Here is a 15,863-nt window from a genome sequence, read left to right on the forward strand (position 1 = left end):
CCGTCGGCCGAACCAGCGGGGGATCGCTCCCCCGCTTCGGGTCGATGCTCCGCGCGAGGCGAAGCCGTCCGGTCAGAACTCGTAGCCGACCTGGGCACGCACGCCTGCATCGCCCGTCGACGTGACGGACACGGCGCCGTTCATCAGCCACTTGCCGTCGCGCGTCCGGTAGGTCGCACCGGCCGCGATCGCCGAGCCGCTCTTGTAGTTCGCGGCGCCGGCCGCGCCGACGGTCTTGCCCGGCTGCGACGGCGTCAGGTTCGGCATCGCCATCGCTGCCGCGACCCCGGCGTACGCGTTCTTCGCGACGTCGTTGATCTGGCCTTGCATGCCGTTGATTGCACGATCGAGCTGACCCTTCGTCGCCGCGTCGCTGGCGTTGACGCCGTCCGCGACGTTCACGAGCCGGCGGTTGCCTGCGGCGGTGCCGTCACCGAACGACACGGTGTTCGCTTCGGTCGCCACGGAGCCCGCGCCGATCGCCACCGAACCGCTGCCGGTCGCGCTCGAACCTTGGCCGATGGCGGTGCTGCTTTCGCCCGAAGCCACCGCGCCCTGGCCGATCGCCGAGCTGTTGCTGCCCGATGCGTTCGAACCCTGGCCGATCGCCGAGCTGTTGCCGCCCGATGCGTTCGAACCCTGGCCGACCGCCGTGCTGCCGTCACCCGATGCGGCCGAACCCTGGCCGATCGCCGAGCTGTTCTCGCCCGAGGCTGCGGAGCCGTCGCCGACGACGAGCGAGCCATCGCCGCCGGTGCCGGGGCCAACGCTGCCGCCACCGTCACCACCACCGCCGCCACCCGAACCGCCACCGGTTTCGAGTTCGCCGACCCGGCCGTCGAGTTCGGCGTATTTCCGCGCGAACTGATCCTGGAGGTCGTGCAACTGACCACCATTCACGGCTTCCATGCTGCCCGCCGCGATCAGGCCCGGCCCGACGTTGAGCAGCTTGGTGCCATCCGAACCGCCGAAGGTCACGCTGGCAAGCGAGATGTCGTCATACGTCACGGCCGCGATTTCCTTGCCCGTGTAGTCGATGAGGCCCGTCGCCTTCAACTGGGCGATCGTCACCGCATCGTCGTCGTTCACGCCGTTCGCGACGCCCGACAGCTTGCGTGCGCCAGCCGTGCCGACGAAGCTCACCGCAGCGCCGTCGGTGTTCGCGCCGACCGTCAGGTTGGCGCCCGGGGCAGCTTGCTGAACCAGGCCGAGCGTGCCGCTGCCGATCTGGTCGGCCAGCGACGCCACCGCGCCTTCGTTCGTCGTCACGCGACCGTCGATGTTGGTCACGACGTCGCCGATCGAATGGACCGTGGTCGAACCGCCGCTGCCGTCGCCGACCGTGAAGCTCGGCGCCGAGATCGAACCGTCGGCGTTCACGACGGAGCCGCCGCCGATCGCCGATGCGACGCTGTCGGCCACGCCGTGCAGTTGCGAACCGTTCACCGCGTCGGTGCTCGATGCGGAAACCGCGCCTGCGTCGACGCCGGTCAGCTTGCGAGCGCCGGTCGTGCCGGTGAAGTTCACCGCTGCGCCGTCGGTGTTCGCGCCGACGGTGATGTCAGCACCAGCAGCCGATTGCTGAACCAGGCCGACCGTGCCGCTGCCGATCTGGTCGGCCAGCGATGCGATGTCGCCTTCGTTCGTCGTCACACGACCGTCGAGGTTGGCGACTGCGCCGCCGACCGAGCGAACCGTGGTGGTGCCGCCGCTGCCGTTACCGACCGTGAAGCTAGGTGCGGAGATCGAGCCGTCGGCGTTGACGATCGAGCCACCGCCGATGGCCGATGCGACGCTGCTCGACACGCCGTGCAGTTGCGAGCCGTTCACCGCGTCGGTGCTCGTCGCCGAGACCGCGCCTGCATCGACGCCGGTCAGCTTGCGTGCGCCGGCCGTGCCGGTGAAGTCGACGGCTGCGCCGTCGGTATTCGCGCCGACGGTGATGTCAGCGCCGGCAGCCGATTGCTGGACGAGGCCGAGCGTGCCGCTGCCGATTTGATCGGCCAGCGACGCGATGTCGCCTTCGTTCGTCGTCACGCGACCGTCGAGGTTGGCGACCGCGGCGCCGACCGAGCGAACCGTAGTGGTGCCGCCGCTGCCGTCACCGACCGTGAAGCTCGGTGCGGAGATCGAACCGTCGGCATTGACGACGGAACCGCCGCCGATGGCCGATGCGACGCTGCTCGACACGCCGTGCAGTTGCGAGCCGTTCACCGCATCCGTGCTCGATGCCGAAACCGTGCCTGCATCGACGCCGGTCAGCTTGCGTGCGCCGGCCGTGCCGGTGAAGTCGACGGTTGTGCCGTCGGTGCTTGCGCCGACCGTGATGTCCGCGCCAGCAGCCGATTGCTGGACGAGGCCGAGCGTGCCGCTGCCGATCTGGTCGGCCAGCGATGCGATGTCGCCTTCGTTCGTCGTCACACGACCGTCGAGGTTGGTGACCGCGGCGCCGACCGAGCGAACCGCGGTGGTGCCTCCGCTGCCGTCGCCGACCGTGAAGCTCGGTGCGGAGATCGAACCGTCGGCATTGACGACGGAACCGCCGCCGATGGCCGATGCGACGCTGCTCGACACGCCGTGCAGTTGCGAGCCGTTCACCGCATCCGTGCTCGATGCCGAAACCGTGCCTGCATCGACGCCGGTCAGCTTGCGTGCGCCGGCCGTGCCGGTGAAGTCGACGGTTGTGCCGTCGGTGCTTGCGCCGACCGTGATGTCCGCGCCAGCAGCCGATTGCTGGACGAGGCCGACCGTGCCGTTGCCGATCTGGTCGGCCAGCGATGCGATGTCGCCTTCGTTCGTCGTCACACGACCGTCGAGGTTGGCTACCGCACCGCCGACGGAGCGGACCGTGGTCGTGCCACCGCTGCCATCGCCTACCGTGAAGCTCGGCGCCGAGATCGAACCGTCGGCGTTCACGACGGAACCGCCGCCGATGGCCGATGCAACGCTGCCCGCCACGCCGTGCAGTTGCGAGCCGTTCACCGCATCCTTGCTCGACGCCGAGACCGTGCCTGCGTCGACGCCAGTCAGCTTGCGAGCGCCGGCCGTGCCGGTGAAGTCGACGGCTGCGCCGTCGGTGCTCGCGCCGACCGTCAGGTCAGCACCGGCAGCCGATTGCTGGACGAGGCCGACCGTGCCGTTCGACAGGCCGTCGAGCTTGGTGTTGATCGTCGTGATGTCGCCCGTGTTGCGTGCGATGTTGCCGTTGGCGGTCGTGAGCGCGCCGTCGAGTGCACCGAGTGCGCCCCCGACCGTCGTTTGCGCGCCGCCGTTGGTGAGCGTGTACGTCGGGTCGGTCACGGCGCCCGTCGTCGGATCGATGGTTGCGCCACCGCCGAGTGCGGTCACGACCGGCGCGAGCTGGCTGACGTTCACCGCATCGTAGGCTTGCGTGCCGGCGGCCATGTTGACGATCTTGCGTTTCAGCGAAGCCGAGCCGACGGAAACGGTATTGTCGGCCGTCGCCACGCTATTTGCGCCCAGCGCTACGCTGTTCGTACCGCTCGCCGAAGTGAAAATCCCCAAGGCTACCGAGTTCGAACCACTGGCCGTATTCGACCCGCCGAGCGCGACGGCACCTGCGCCCGTCGCATTTGAATACGCACCAATTGCGACCGCGCCCTGGCCGCTGGTGGGGGATCCATGATTTGCCACTGCATTCAAACCGAATGCAATGTCACCGCTACCAGCCGCCGTTGCGCCGGTACCGATTGCCGCGCCATAGATGGCGCTGGCAGTGGCTCCGGACCCCAGGGCCAGCGTATTGGCGCCCGTTGCCGATGCGCTATTCCCGATTGCCATTGCAGCCGATCCTGTCGCAACCGCGGCCGTCGCACCCGAGGTGGCGCCCAGGACCTGGATGTACGGATTGTCCGCCGCCGCGACCGCGGCGTTCATCTGATCCACGTTGACCGCGTCCGTGCCGTCGGTGCCGGCGGCAACGTTGACGATCTTGCGTTTCAGCGTGGCCGAGCCGACGGAAACGGTATTGTCGGCTGCCGTCACGCTATTCGCGCCCAGCGCCACGCTGTTCGTGCCGCCCGCCGAAGAGAAAATCCCCAAGGCCACCGAGTTCGAACCGCTGGCCGTATTCACCCCGCCAAGCGCGAGCGAGCCTGCGCCCGTCGCATTCGAATACGAACCAATTGCGATCGAGGACTGGCCGAGGGTGGGGGAGCCATGATCTGCCACGGCATTGAAACCGAATGCGATGTCGCCGCTACCGGCCGCCTTTGCACCGTTACCGATTGCCGCGCTATTGTTGCCGCTCGCAACACTGGTGGCCCCAAGCGCAATCCCGTACGTACCACTTGCCGATGCTCTATCACCGATCGCCACGGTGGACGTTGAAGTGGCCGCGGAATCCACGCCGAGGGTAACCGCGTTGGTGCCTTGCGCATTGGCCCGGAAGCCGATGCCGATCGCCGACTGGCCGCCGGCGGACGCGCTCTGGCCGAACGCGGTCGCGTTGGCACCGGTTGCCTTGGCATTGCTGCCGATCGCGGTGGTATTGACGGCGCTGCCCGTGGCGGTATTGCCGAGTGCCACGCTGTTGGCGGCCGTGGTTGCAGCCTGATTGCCGATTGCAATCGAGCCCGTGCCGGTGGCTGTTGCGTCCGGGCCCATCGCAACCGAAGCACTGCCAGCGGCCGCACTGTTGACCCCCATCGCAACACCCGCGCCGCCGCCCATCGCGCTCGCATTGGTACCCACGACCGTCGCGCCGGAGCCCGAATGGCGCGCACTCGTCCCGATCATGATCGTGCCCGTGCCGCCGGCCGCCGCGTTCGTGCCGATTGCGATCGAGCCGGTGGCTCCGGCCACCCCTGAGTCGGATACGTTGGCGCCCTTGCCGATTGCAATGGCGTTCGTCGGCGCGGTGGTCAGCGATGTGACGGTTGCACCATCGCCCACCGCCAGGTTGCTGTTTCCGACGACGCTCGAAGACGCCCCGAGTGCCATCGAATGAAGGCCGGATGCGGCGGTGCCCGAGCCGATCGCAACCGAACTGGAACCGCTAGACGTCACGGATTGCCCGATCGCAACGGCGTTGGCGCCTGAGGCCACGGCACCGACGCTCCCGCCTGTCGCAGTCTGGACCTTGAAGTAGTCGTCGGTGAGCGCGGCCGTCGTGCCGATCGAATCCGTACCGATCGCATCCGTGCCGATCGTGCGCGGGGCCGTGACCTTGCACACACCTGCCGCATCGACCGAACCCGCGATGCCATCCTCGGTCGTACACGCATCCGCCGCGAACGCGCCGCCGATCGACGCGCTGCCGAGCGCGAGCGCCGCCACGGCCTGGCGCGCCGCGCGTGCCGACCCCTTCGAGCGCGAGCGCGCCGTTTCGGCCACGGCCGTCCATGTGCCTGTCGCCGTGTTCCAGATGTTGCGATACGTCTTGTTCATTGACCCTACTCCTTTCAGTTCGTCAGGTTGATGAGCCAATGGTAGGGATCGGTCTCGTCCGAATCTGTCGTCCAAAACCTATTCGGAAAGGGATGTTTGTAGGGCTGGTCCTACACGCGCGAACGCGCGAACGGGCCGCCGCGACGGGCGGCCCGGGAGAGGGCTGGGAGGAAAGGAAAAACAGCCGCCGGCCGGCGGCCGCTCAGGCTTGCGGCGCCTGCGCCGCGCGGCGCCGGAGTGTGTCGCGCGCGAGGCGCTCGGTGCGGTCGACCAGCGGCCCGAGCGCGGCCGGATCGCCGGCCTGCACGAGGTCCTGCATGTCGCGCACCGCATCGGCCACCGCGTGCTCGTGGATCGTCGCGAACGCGCCGCGCAGCGAATGCAGTTCCGCCCGCAGCGCGGGCACGTCGCCACGCGCGAGCGCATCGCGAATCGCCGCGAGCGAGCGGTCGAGCGTGTCGCTGAACAACCGATGCACGTCCGGCGGCAACGGGCCTTCCGCCAGATCGACGAGCGTGTTTCGCGCGGGCTGGCTGGCCGCCGCCACCTTCGCGAAGCGGCGCACGGTGCGGTCGATCGTGTCGAGCAGCACCGGCTTCACGAGCACCGCGACGATGCCGGCTTCGGCGCATCGCGCATGTTCGGCCGCGCTCGCATGCGCGGTGATCGCGATCACCGGCAAATCGGGGTAGCGGGCGCGCAGCACGCGCGCGAGCGTGTAGCCGTCCATGCCGGGCATGTTCAGGTCGGTCATCACGAGGTCGTAGCGCGTGTCGGCGCAGCGGCGCAACGCCGACGCGCCGTCGTCGGCCGCATCGGCCGCGTAGCCGAGCGTGACGAGCTGGCTCTGCTGCAGCGTGCGGTTCACCGGATGATCGTCGACGACGAGCACGCGCGCGGCCAGCGCCGGCCGCGCTGAGACGGTGTCGGCGTCCGCGTCGGCGGTTTCGGCGCGGTGCTGCGCGATCTCCGCATCGGTCGCCGCGCGCAGCGGCAGCGTGACGACGAACGTGCTGCCTTCGCCGGGCGCGCTCTTCACGTCGATCGCGCCGTGCATCATCTGCGTGAGGTGCTGGGTCAGCGCGAGCCCGAGCCCCGTGCCGCCGTAGCGGCGCGTGATCGACGTATCGGCCTGCGTAAACGGCCGGAACAGCGCCGCGCGCTGCGCGTCGGTCATGCCGATGCCCGTGTCGCTCACGCCGATCACGACGGGCGACGCCGGGTCCGCATCGTCGCGCAAATAGACTTCGAGCGTCACGTCGCCGCGGTCGGTGAACTTGATCGCGTTGCCGACGAGGTTCGCGGCGATCTGCCGGATCCGCACCGGATCGCCGACGTAGCGCGACGCGAGCGCATCGTCGACGACGACGTCGTACTGCAGCCCCTTCGCCGTCGCGAGCGGCTCGAACATTGCGCCGGTCTGCTCGATCGCCTCCGCAAGATCGAACGGGATCGCCTCGATCGTCATCTGGCCGGCCTCGATCTTCGACAGGTCGAGGATGTCGCTGATCAGGTTCAGCAGCACCGACGACGCGCCCTCGACCGTCTGCAGCCGCTCGCGCTGCGTGTCGGCGAGCGGCTCGCGGCCGATCAGCTCGAGGTTGCCGAGGATCGCGTTGAGCGGCGTACGGATTTCATGGCTCATCGTCGCGAGGAACGCGGATTTCGCGTCGTTCGCGGCGTCGGCCGCGCGCAGCGCCTCGTCGAGCTTGCGCTCGATGTTCTTCTGCGACGTGATGTCGGAGAAGTTGCACAGCACGACGTCCGCGTCGCGGTAGCGGGTGCGCACGAGATTGACGAGCAGGTCGACGGTTTCGTCGCCGCCGGCCGGCAGCGTGACGTGCAGGTCGGATTGCCACGCGCTCGCGCCGGGCGACGCGTCGAAGCGGGCCAGCAGCCGCGCCGCGAGAGACGGCGCGGCGGCGATGCGCGCGTCGTAGGCGCGCATCGTGTCGTTCTGCAGCAGCACGGTGCCGTCGGCGAGCGACAGCAGCGCGATGCCGGACGGCGCGGCTTCGACGATCGTCCGGTTCAGGTTCTCGCTTTCGACCACGCGGCGCGTGCGCGCATCGTCGGGCTTCAGCACGCGGCGGTCGAACAGCACCAGCAGCCCCCACACGAGCGCGAGCGCGGCCAGCATCACCGCGACGTACCAGCCGGCCTGCAGGCCGATCGCGGCGGCGAGCGAGCGCAGCGTGAACGCCTGCACGACCGTCCAGTCGGTATCGGGGATCGGCTGGCTCAGCGCGAACAGGCCGCCGCCGTAGGCGGTGCGCGGGCCGCTGCCGGTCGCCGCGCGGGTGCGGGCGGCGAGGCGCTTCAGCGTGGCGAGCGTGGCCGCGTCGCTCACGGCCGCGCCGGTGCGCAGCAGCGCGTTGCCCTGCGCATCGGCGATGATCGCGCCGTTGGTCGCGTACTCCGTGGTCAGGCGCGTGCGCAGCACGTCGACGGGCAGCGTCGACACGAGCACCTCGAACGGCCGGCCGCCGGCATACGCGGCGCCGACGAGCCGGAACACGTCGCGCCGCTGCACCGGATCGTAAGCGGGTGCGTGCCAGATGAACCGGCCGGCGGCGGGCGGTTCGAGGCCGGCCGCGACCTGCGCGAGCAACGCCGACGCGCCGGCCGCGCCCGCCCCCACCGAACCCGCGGCGGGGGCCGGGATCACCAGCGCGAAGCGGCGATCGGGGCGGTACACGTAGCCCGCGACGGCGCGCTCGGTATCGTGGTTCGCGAGATACGCGCCGACGCGATAGGTGAGGTCGCTCGCCATCGCGAGATCGCGTTCGTACGACGCTGCCGGCGTGGCCGGCGACAGGTCGGCGAGCACCAGCATCGACGGGATGCGCTCGCTGCCTTTCAGTTCGAGCCGGCCGTGCCCGGCGTCGAGGTCGGCGACCAGCGTGGGGTCGGTCGCGCGCGTGGCGTGGAACGCCTCGTCGTGGGTGACGAGCGAAACCATGCCGGTCATGCGCAGCTTGAATTCGAACTGGACGAGGAAGTGGCGCACGGCGAACGCCGTGTAGCGCTCGTGGATGGTTTCCTTCGCGACCGCATACAGCATCAGGCCGCTGGCGAGCAGGATCGCGATCGTCACGGCGATGCCGCCGCCGTAGAGCAGCGCGCGCTGCCGGCGGCCGACCGGCGGGCGGGAAGGGGCCGCGGCGCGGGCGGCCGGGCGCGGGCGATCGGGTGCGGCGCGGTGGTCCATCGGGAGCGGGGAGTCGGCCAGGGTTCCGCCATGATAATGGAGTCGGACCCGTTCCCGTGCTGCATGGCGGCAGCGCGGGCCCGCGCTTGCACGGCCGGGCGTTCAGGGCATGCCGTCGATGTCGTGCAGGGTGCCGGCCTCGTCGGCTTCGTTGGCCTCGTCGGTCCCGCCGGTATCGCCCGGTTCGCACATCACGAGCCGATAGCCGAACCCGTACATCGTCATCAGCCGCACGCCGTGCCGGCCGTCGAGTTCGAGCCGGTCGCGCAGGGCGGCGACGTGCGTATCGACGCGGCGGCTCGCCGTCGCGACGAGCGAGCCCCACACGAGCTGGCTCAGGTGCGCGCGTCCGAGCGCGCGGCCCATGTTCAGGAAGAACGCCGTCGTGATCTGGAAGTGCTTCTCGGTCAGCACGTGCTCGCGGCCGCCGACGCGGATCGTGCGTTCGGCCGCATCGAACTCGAAGCGGCCGACCCGCCAGTGCCGATGATGCGTGGTCCGGTGGTGTGCCCATCGGAGCCAGGTCGATACGCTCGCGACGAGCAGCTCGGGCGGCGACGCGTAGGGCAGGTGCTCGTTGGCGCCCGCCGCGAAGCAGACGGCGCGCGCCGTTTTGTCGTCGCGCTGGCTGATCGACAGGATCGGCGCGGTATCCGAAAAGCGCGCGCGCAGCGTGCGGATCGCCTCGAGCGTGCGGAAGCAGGCCGATTCGCACTGCACGACGAACAGGTCGAACGGCCGCGCGTCGCAGGCGGACAGCAGCTCGGGCAGGTATTCGAAGCGGGTGGGGCGGTAGCCGGATTTCCTGAGGATGTCGTCGATGCGCAGGCGGTCGTAGCCGTATCCGGCGCGGCGCAGGCGATCGTCGAACGCGTGGCGGCTCGGGTGGTCGATCGTCAGAATTGCGATGGCGAGCGGAGATGCGTCGGTCACGATGCAACGGCTTCGGAAAAAAGATCCCGCCGGGGGCGGCGGGACAAATATCGACTATGGAAACCCCGGCCGCCCGCATCCAGGCAGCGAGCGGCAGGTGAGGCCATTGTGGGGTGTTCGGCATCGCAAGAACATCGGCCCAGTCCGAATGTGCGCGGGTTTTCTGCAGGTTTTTTCCGGAAAGCGCGGGCGGTGCCGCGATTTAGGACGGGGCTGACCGTTGCCGTCGGCGTTATCGGACCATGGGCAGCGGCGTCGTGCCGACAATGTGACGGAACCCGCGTGGCGCGGCGGCATTTTCATGTCGTTGCGCATGCAACCTTGCAGCCGATGCGTGCGCCATGTGCGATGTGTGGTGCGCCGGCCGCGCATCCCTTGCGTTTTGCCTGCCGTCCGTTTCCGCCAACGACAATGAAACCTTCCCTCCGCGCCGCCGTGCTGTTCGCCTGGCTCGCACTCAGCCTGGCCGGCACGGCGTTCGTCACGTCGCGCTTCGTCGCCGACGCGCACGACCGCTTCTTCCAGAACTCGAGCATCGTGATTCGCCTGCTCGCGCAGAAGGCCGCGCAGCACGAAGCGATCCTCGCGACGCTCGGCGCCACCGCGTTGTCCGCGCCGCCGTCGAACATGCTCGACAGCCTGCGCGAGCGCATGCCGCAGCTCGACGCGCTCGCGCACCGGCAGCGCGGCGGCGGGTGGCTCGGCACGGGCGGGCGGCTGCCCGCCGGCGTGCCCTCGCGCGACGGCGCCGCGACGTTCGCGCTGACGTTCGACGCGAACGGCGGCTACTGGCTCGTCGGCGATACGGGATGGGCGGTGCTGATCGATCCGCGCCGGTTGCTGCAGCCGGGCGACTGGCCCGATGCGCTGTCGTCGGCGACGCTGCAACTGCGCGATCGCACCTTCGGCCTGCTGCGGCGCGACGCGCCCGCGACCCCGTTCGGCTGGACGATGCATCTGGAGAAGCGCCTGCCTGCGCAGCCGCAGGCGTTCGTGCTGAAGACCACGCGCACGCTGACCGTGGCCGACCTGCCGTGGCTGCCGATCGCGCTGTGGAACGCGGTGGCCGCGCTGCTCGTCGCGGGTGCGCTCGGCGCATGGCGCTTGCGGGAAGCGCGGCGGCGCGAGCACGCGCGCGAGCGGATCGACCGCTTCGGCCGCCCCGACACGCTCGGCGAGATGGCGGCCGGGATCGCGCACGAGCTGAACCAGCCGCTGACCGCGATCGTCGCGCATACGCGCGCCGCCGAACGCATGCTCGACCTGCCGGCCGAACGCGACGGCGTGCGGCGCGCGCTGCAGTCGAGCGTCGCGCAGGCCAAGCGCGCGGCGGCGATCCTCGACCGGCTGCGTGGCGCGATGACGTCGGCCGGCGGCGGACGCGCCCTCGCGCTCGATCCCGATGCGGTGATGGAGGCCGTGCTGTTCCTGCATCGCGACGAACTCGCGCGCGAAGGCATCGCGCTGCAGTGGCACAACGCGGCGCCGCGCGCCGCGCCGGTGGCCGAGCCGGTCGCGGTCGAACAGATCCTGCACAACCTGATCCGCAATGCGCGCGACGCGCTGGCCGGCATGCCGTTCGGCGAGATTCGCATCAGCGGCGGCCGCGCGGGCCGGCACTATCGCTTCAGCGTCGTCGACAACGGCCCCGGCGTACCGGACGACGCGCTGCCGCGCCTGTTCGAGCCGTTCTTCACGACGCGCGACAACGGGCTCGGCCTCGGGCTGCCGCTGTGCGACACGCTCGCGCAGCGGCAGGACGGCACGCTGATGATCCGCAACCGGCCGTCGGGCGGCGTCGAGGCGACGCTGCTGCTGCCGCTGGCCGAGGAGGCGGGCGCATGAACGGGACACAAGCGATGCCGCACGACATGCCGATCGTCGCGATCGTCGACGACGATGAACCCGTGCGCGACGGTCTCGCGCTGCTGCTGCGCACGGTCGGGCTGCCGACGCGTTGTTATGCGGACGCCCAGGCGTTTCTCGCCGACGCCGACGATCGCGCGCTCGGCTGCGTGCTGCTCGACCTGCGCATGCCGGGCATGAGCGGTCTCGACGCGCTCGACCGGTTGAGCGCGCGGCGCGCACTGCCGGTGATCGTGCTGACGGGCCACGGCAACGTCGATGCATGCCGGCGCGCGTTCAAGCGCGGCGCGAGCGACTTCCTGCGCAAGCCCGTCGACGACGACGAATTGATCGACGCCGTGCAGCAGGCGATCCGCCAGCACGAGAACCGGCGCGACGGTGATGGCGAGGAGCAGTTGCGCGCGGCGCGGGTCGCCACGCTGAGCATGCGCGAGCGGGAGGTGCTCGACGGCATCGTGCGCGGCCGCAGCAACAAGGAAATCGCACGCGTGCTCGGATTGTCGCCGCGCACCGTGGAGACGTATCGCGCGAACGTGTTCGACAAGCTGCACGCGGCGTCGCTCGTCGAACTCGTGCGCGACTATGCGGCGTTCGCGGCGGCGTCGCCTCCGTAGCGCTACGGAGGCGCAACCCGTAGGCGAACGGGTTCTGCGAATGCGGTGCACTCCTTACGATGAGGTTTTCCACGAATCATCGAGAAGGACGCCTGTTCATGATCAAGCAATTCGCCCTCCCGTCGTCGCTCGCCCTGCTGTTCTCGGGCGCTGCATTGGCCGACACGATTGCACCGGAAACGAAGCGGCAGAACCCGGGCGACGCGGGCTACTACGCCACCGCGCGCGTGGTCGGCGCGTTCGACAACGCAACCAACATGGAACTGACGAGCCCGCGCGTGACGAATCGCGTCGGCGGCCCCGACGGCAATTCGAGCGTGACGGGCGCGGTGGCGCTCGGCTACCAGTTCGGCAACGGCTGGCGCGCGGAAGGCGAATACACGTTCAAGCGCACCGACAACTTCGTCAGCTACTGGGCGCCGTTCGACGCGAACGCGAACGAGTTCCACGTGTCGGCGCAGCGCTTGATGCTGAACGGCTACAAGGATTTCGATCTTGGCCGCGGTTTCTCGGTGTACGGCACGCTCGGCGTGGGCGTGGCGATCGTATCGGCCGACGGCTGGCAGACCAACGACACGCGCCGCTTCGCGTCGCGCACGCAGACCAACCTCGCGTATTCGGCCGGCGCGGGCGTCAGCTATGCGATCAACAAGCGCTTCTCGATCGATGTCGGATATCGCTATGTCGACATGGGCAACGTCGAGACCGGCTACAACACGTTCGCGAACCGCGTGCTCGCGCGCGACGAGCAGCTGAAGTCGAAGTTGTCGTCGAACGAGGTGTTCATCGGCCTGCGCGGCCGGTTCTGAACGCTGCCTGATCGGCCCGATGCGTACGGGCCGGCAGGCTCGCCGGGCGTTGACGATGAATGACGGGATCGATGTGCGTCGCGGCCGGTTGGGGTGCGCGCATCCGGCGCGGCCGTTCGCCCGCCGGTAGGACCAGGCTGACGGTATCGACGCGCCGATCCGGCCTGGTCCGATTTACGGCGCGCGGCACGAACGGCGATACTCGCCATCATCGAGTCACTCTACGGGAGCGCGGGTCGTCACGGCGGACGTCGTGCAGTGCCGCGTCAATATCATCATGGGCATGCAGGACATCACCGGCGTTTTTGCGCTACCGCTCGCGCATCCATATTCCGACGTGCCGCCGCCGTATGGCCGGCGGCGCACGCCGTTCGTCGCGAGCCGGCGGCCCCGGCCGAGCGTGTTCGATCTGCGCGTGACGCGCGAGCCGTTCGAGGCGCCGCGCATCGCGGCTGTCCGGGCGGCGGATTTCGGCACCGAGAATCGCGCGTGGGCGGCGTCGCACGGCCGGCGCCGGTTGCGGCCGACGCTGATGACGCTGCTCGTCGGCCTCGTGTTCGGCTCCGTATGCGTCGCGGCGACGCACATCATCGACATCCGCAAGCGTGCGCCGTCACCGGACACGTTCTACGAGGCGGCGATCTCGGTAACGCCGGAGGCGGGCGTCGCGGCGCCGGTGGCCGCCGTCGTTGCGCCGGAAAGCATGCAGCCGGTGGCGGATCGGCAGGAATCGTTCGCGATGCAGACGGATAGCCCGGCAGCGAAGAACCCGCAGGAGATCGTCACGACCGTCGTGCCCGCCGCCGCACCGACGCCCGCGACCGCACCGAGCCGCAAGCACGCCCGCATCGCCCCGGCCCGCCCGCCGGCGGCGTCAACCGCATCGGTTGCGCCGGCCGCCGCGAGTGCCGCCGCGCCGAAGGTGCGTGCGGCGCGCCACGACGACGCGGCGCTTGCCGCGGCATCGTCGTCGGGCTCGGCCGCGGCGGTCGGCATGACCGCCGCCGAGTTCACGCGCTGGCTGGCCGCGACGCGCGAACCCGCGCGCCAGTCCGCGCAGCTCGCGAGCCCGGCCGACACGGGCGTGGCCTTCACCGACCATTCGCGCCTGATCGAACCCTGAGGCCCGGGCGTCGCGCGAACGGCGCGCGACTGCGCGCCGGGCTCGCCATCACGCGCCGCGACGAAATCGGCGAACGCGCCCCCTCCGGGGGCAGGTGTTGCACGGGTCGAAGTGCAAAACAGGTGTACCGGTTGACGGGACGAGGCGCGATGCACTCGCCGGGCGATCTGCGCAAGGCGTCGCAGCGGAGTGAATGCCAGTTGGCGATTACGCCGCTGTCTTGAGCGAAGGCACGGGCGCGGCGCCTGCCGCGTCATGCCCGGCAATCGCAAGCGCGAGCACCGGATTCAGGCTGTCCACCATCGCACTGGGAATCAGGATCGTCGCGCCGCGTTCCTTCGTCGTTTCGTAGATGATGTTCATCGCCCGCAACTGAAGCGCACCCGGATGATTTTCGTAGACCTGCGACGCTTCGACGAACTTGGCGGCGATTTCGGCCTCCGCCGAGCCGAGGATCACCCGTGCCTGCTTTTCGCGCTCGGCTTGCGCCTGGCGCGACATCGAATCCTGCAGCGCGACCGGGATCGCGACATCGCGGGTCTCGACCGAGCGGACGGTCACGCCCCATTCCACGGTCTTTCTGCCAATCTCGTCGCGCAAGTGCATGTCGGCCGCCTTGCGATCCGACAACAATGCAGCCAGCATCGATGCCCCGATCATTTCCCGCAGTGAGGTTTGCGCAACGCGGTCAATGGCTTGCCGGTAGTCGGTGATGGCGAGCGCGGCTTTCTGCGCGTCATGGACGTGCCAGAAAATCACGGCGTCGACATTGACAGGAACGGTGTCTTTGGTCAGCGCTTGTTCGGCGTTGAAGGCGGTGGTTTGAATACGTTCGTCGATGATCGCGACAACATTGTCCAGGATTGGAATGATCATGAAGAAACCGGCACCCTTGACGCTTTGCAACTTGCCAATCCGAAGGATCACGAACTTTTCCCAGACGTTGGCGACCCGCACGGACAACGCGATCAGGACCGCGACGATAAAAAGGGAGACCGCGAGATACAGGTAGCCCCACGCGCCGACGGCGAATGCCGCGAGGACGAACGCAGCCGATAAAACGAGTGTGACGGGATTCATGGTGAGGCTCCGTTTGGGTGACAACGGCCTGCCGGATGAGCGATGAAGCACGCCGCACCCAGGTCGTCTTGGGCATTCTGGCAACAGGGACAGAGGCCCTTGATGTGAGTGTGCGCGCCATTGCAGTGCCGATCGGTACGGTGCCGTACCTCGATCGAGCGCGTTGTGCCTGACTGACCGGGTGGCGAGGCATCGGGCGATCCGGGGTGTGAACGGCGGGCAGGTCACCACGAAACGTGCCCCGCAGACTGTTCTTCAGCGTACCGACTCGTCGGGCCGCCGCGACGCATGATGACGTTCGTCGTCATTTTCTGTCGGGAGCGGTTCATGAAATATCCGGTCTATATCACGCATCACGGGAATCCCCGCTATCGCGGCGCGCTTCCGGATTTTCCGGAAATCGATGTGGAGGGCGACTCGTATGGCGAGTTGCAGGCGGCCGCGGCGCGACAGGTCATGGCCTGCTATGACCGCTCCGCGCGTCTCGTGCCGCCGCCGACCACGGACATGGCGATATTGCAGGCGTCGGATGTCGACCTGGGTAACGGAATCTGGCGGTTCTTCGATATCGACCTGACCGGCGTGACCTCGAGTTCCGTGCGGATCGCGCTGTGCCTGCCGAAGCGCATCGTGCGCGACATCGACATGACGGCGAGCGCGCTGCGCATGACTCGCGATGCGTTCGTGTCGATGGCGTGCGCGAACGCCGCCGATCGATCCGCGCAGCATCGCGACGTGCGTTTCGAACCCATCGCGAAATCGCTGTCGGAGGCGGGTTGATGGTGCGACGCACCGGGTATGACGCCGGACGGGTGGTG

At 69.2% G+C, this 15,863-nt stretch carries 9 protein-coding genes; 5 read left to right on the top strand and 4 right to left on the bottom strand.

All coding sequences use genetic code 11. The annotated features are described in order from the left end of the window. Window positions 1-72: 72 nt before the first annotated feature. The 3 genes from ACPTTC_RS34550 to ACPTTC_RS34560 form a co-directional block, all read right to left on the bottom strand. Window positions 73-5,409, bottom strand: a complete 5,337-nt coding sequence (locus tag ACPTTC_RS34550; RefSeq protein WP_423395850.1) for an ESPR-type extended signal peptide-containing protein — start codon at window positions 5,407-5,409, stop codon at window positions 73-75. A 202-nt stretch (window positions 5,410-5,611) separates the two neighbouring features. After that, on the bottom strand, window positions 5,612-8,620 hold the full coding sequence (locus ACPTTC_RS34555) for a response regulator (RefSeq protein ID WP_423395851.1): 3,009 nt from the start codon (window positions 8,618-8,620) through the stop codon (window positions 5,612-5,614). Between the two features lie 102 nt (window positions 8,621-8,722). Then, window positions 8,723-9,553: a response regulator transcription factor gene (locus tag ACPTTC_RS34560; protein WP_423395852.1), complete on the bottom strand. Its 831-nt coding sequence runs from the start codon at window positions 9,551-9,553 to the stop codon at window positions 8,723-8,725. Window positions 9,554-9,964: 411 nt separating this feature from the next. Between ACPTTC_RS34560 and ACPTTC_RS34565 the strand changes: the two genes are divergently transcribed. The 4 genes from ACPTTC_RS34565 to ACPTTC_RS34580 all read left to right on the top strand — a co-directional run bounded on the left by ACPTTC_RS34565 (window position 9,965) and on the right by ACPTTC_RS34580 (window position 13,965). Further along, the gene (locus ACPTTC_RS34565; protein ID WP_423395853.1) at window positions 9,965-11,398 is read left to right on the top strand and encodes a sensor histidine kinase; all 1,434 of its coding nucleotides are present in this window, start codon (window positions 9,965-9,967) and stop codon (window positions 11,396-11,398) included. Further along, window positions 11,395-12,033, top strand: coding sequence for a response regulator transcription factor (locus ACPTTC_RS34570; RefSeq protein ID WP_423395854.1), 639 nt, complete (start codon window positions 11,395-11,397; stop codon window positions 12,031-12,033). The genes ACPTTC_RS34565 and ACPTTC_RS34570 overlap by 4 nt, the downstream gene beginning before the upstream one ends. Window positions 12,034-12,131: 98 nt before the next feature. Beyond that, window positions 12,132-12,842, top strand: a complete 711-nt coding sequence (locus ACPTTC_RS34575) for an outer membrane protein (RefSeq protein ID WP_423395855.1) — start codon at window positions 12,132-12,134, stop codon at window positions 12,840-12,842. 277 nt (window positions 12,843-13,119) lie between these two features. Further along, complete coding sequence (locus ACPTTC_RS34580; RefSeq protein ID WP_423395856.1) at window positions 13,120-13,965, top strand: hypothetical protein; 846 nt, start codon at window positions 13,120-13,122, stop codon at window positions 13,963-13,965. 207 nt (window positions 13,966-14,172) lie between these two features. Here ACPTTC_RS34580 and ACPTTC_RS34585 read toward each other — a convergent pair whose 3' ends face one another. Beyond that, window positions 14,173-15,045, bottom strand: coding sequence for a slipin family protein (locus tag ACPTTC_RS34585; protein WP_423395857.1), 873 nt, complete (start codon window positions 15,043-15,045; stop codon window positions 14,173-14,175). 327 nt (window positions 15,046-15,372) lie between these two features. Here ACPTTC_RS34585 and ACPTTC_RS34590 point away from each other — a divergent pair, with 327 nt between their 5' ends. Further along, window positions 15,373-15,825 (top strand): type II toxin-antitoxin system HicB family antitoxin, encoded by a 453-nt coding sequence (locus tag ACPTTC_RS34590; RefSeq protein ID WP_423395858.1) that lies wholly within the window; start codon window positions 15,373-15,375, stop codon window positions 15,823-15,825. Window positions 15,826-15,863: the final 38 nt, after the last annotated feature.

The sequence above is a fragment of the Burkholderia mycopellens genome (assembly GCF_964265025.1).
Taxonomy (GTDB): Bacteria; Pseudomonadota; Gammaproteobacteria; order Burkholderiales; family Burkholderiaceae; genus Burkholderia.

Excerpts from the sequence above, each read along its gene's own strand:
- ACPTTC_RS34550 (WP_423395850.1), bottom strand. The coding sequence starts at position 5,409 with ATGAACAAGACGTATCGCAACATCTGGAACACGGCGACAGGCACATGG.
- ACPTTC_RS34555 (WP_423395851.1), bottom strand. The coding sequence starts at position 8,620 with ATGGACCACCGCGCCGCACCCGATCGCCCGCGCCCGGCCGCCCGCGCC.
- ACPTTC_RS34565 (WP_423395853.1), top strand. The coding sequence starts at position 9,965 with ATGAAACCTTCCCTCCGCGCCGCCGTGCTGTTCGCCTGGCTCGCACTC.
- ACPTTC_RS34570 (WP_423395854.1), top strand. The coding sequence starts at position 11,395 with ATGAACGGGACACAAGCGATGCCGCACGACATGCCGATCGTCGCGATC.
- ACPTTC_RS34575 (WP_423395855.1), top strand. The coding sequence starts at position 12,132 with ATGATCAAGCAATTCGCCCTCCCGTCGTCGCTCGCCCTGCTGTTCTCG.
- ACPTTC_RS34580 (WP_423395856.1), top strand. The coding sequence starts at position 13,120 with ATGGGCATGCAGGACATCACCGGCGTTTTTGCGCTACCGCTCGCGCAT.
- ACPTTC_RS34585 (WP_423395857.1), bottom strand. The coding sequence starts at position 15,045 with ATGAATCCCGTCACACTCGTTTTATCGGCTGCGTTCGTCCTCGCGGCA.
- ACPTTC_RS34590 (WP_423395858.1), top strand. The coding sequence starts at position 15,373 with ATGAAATATCCGGTCTATATCACGCATCACGGGAATCCCCGCTATCGC.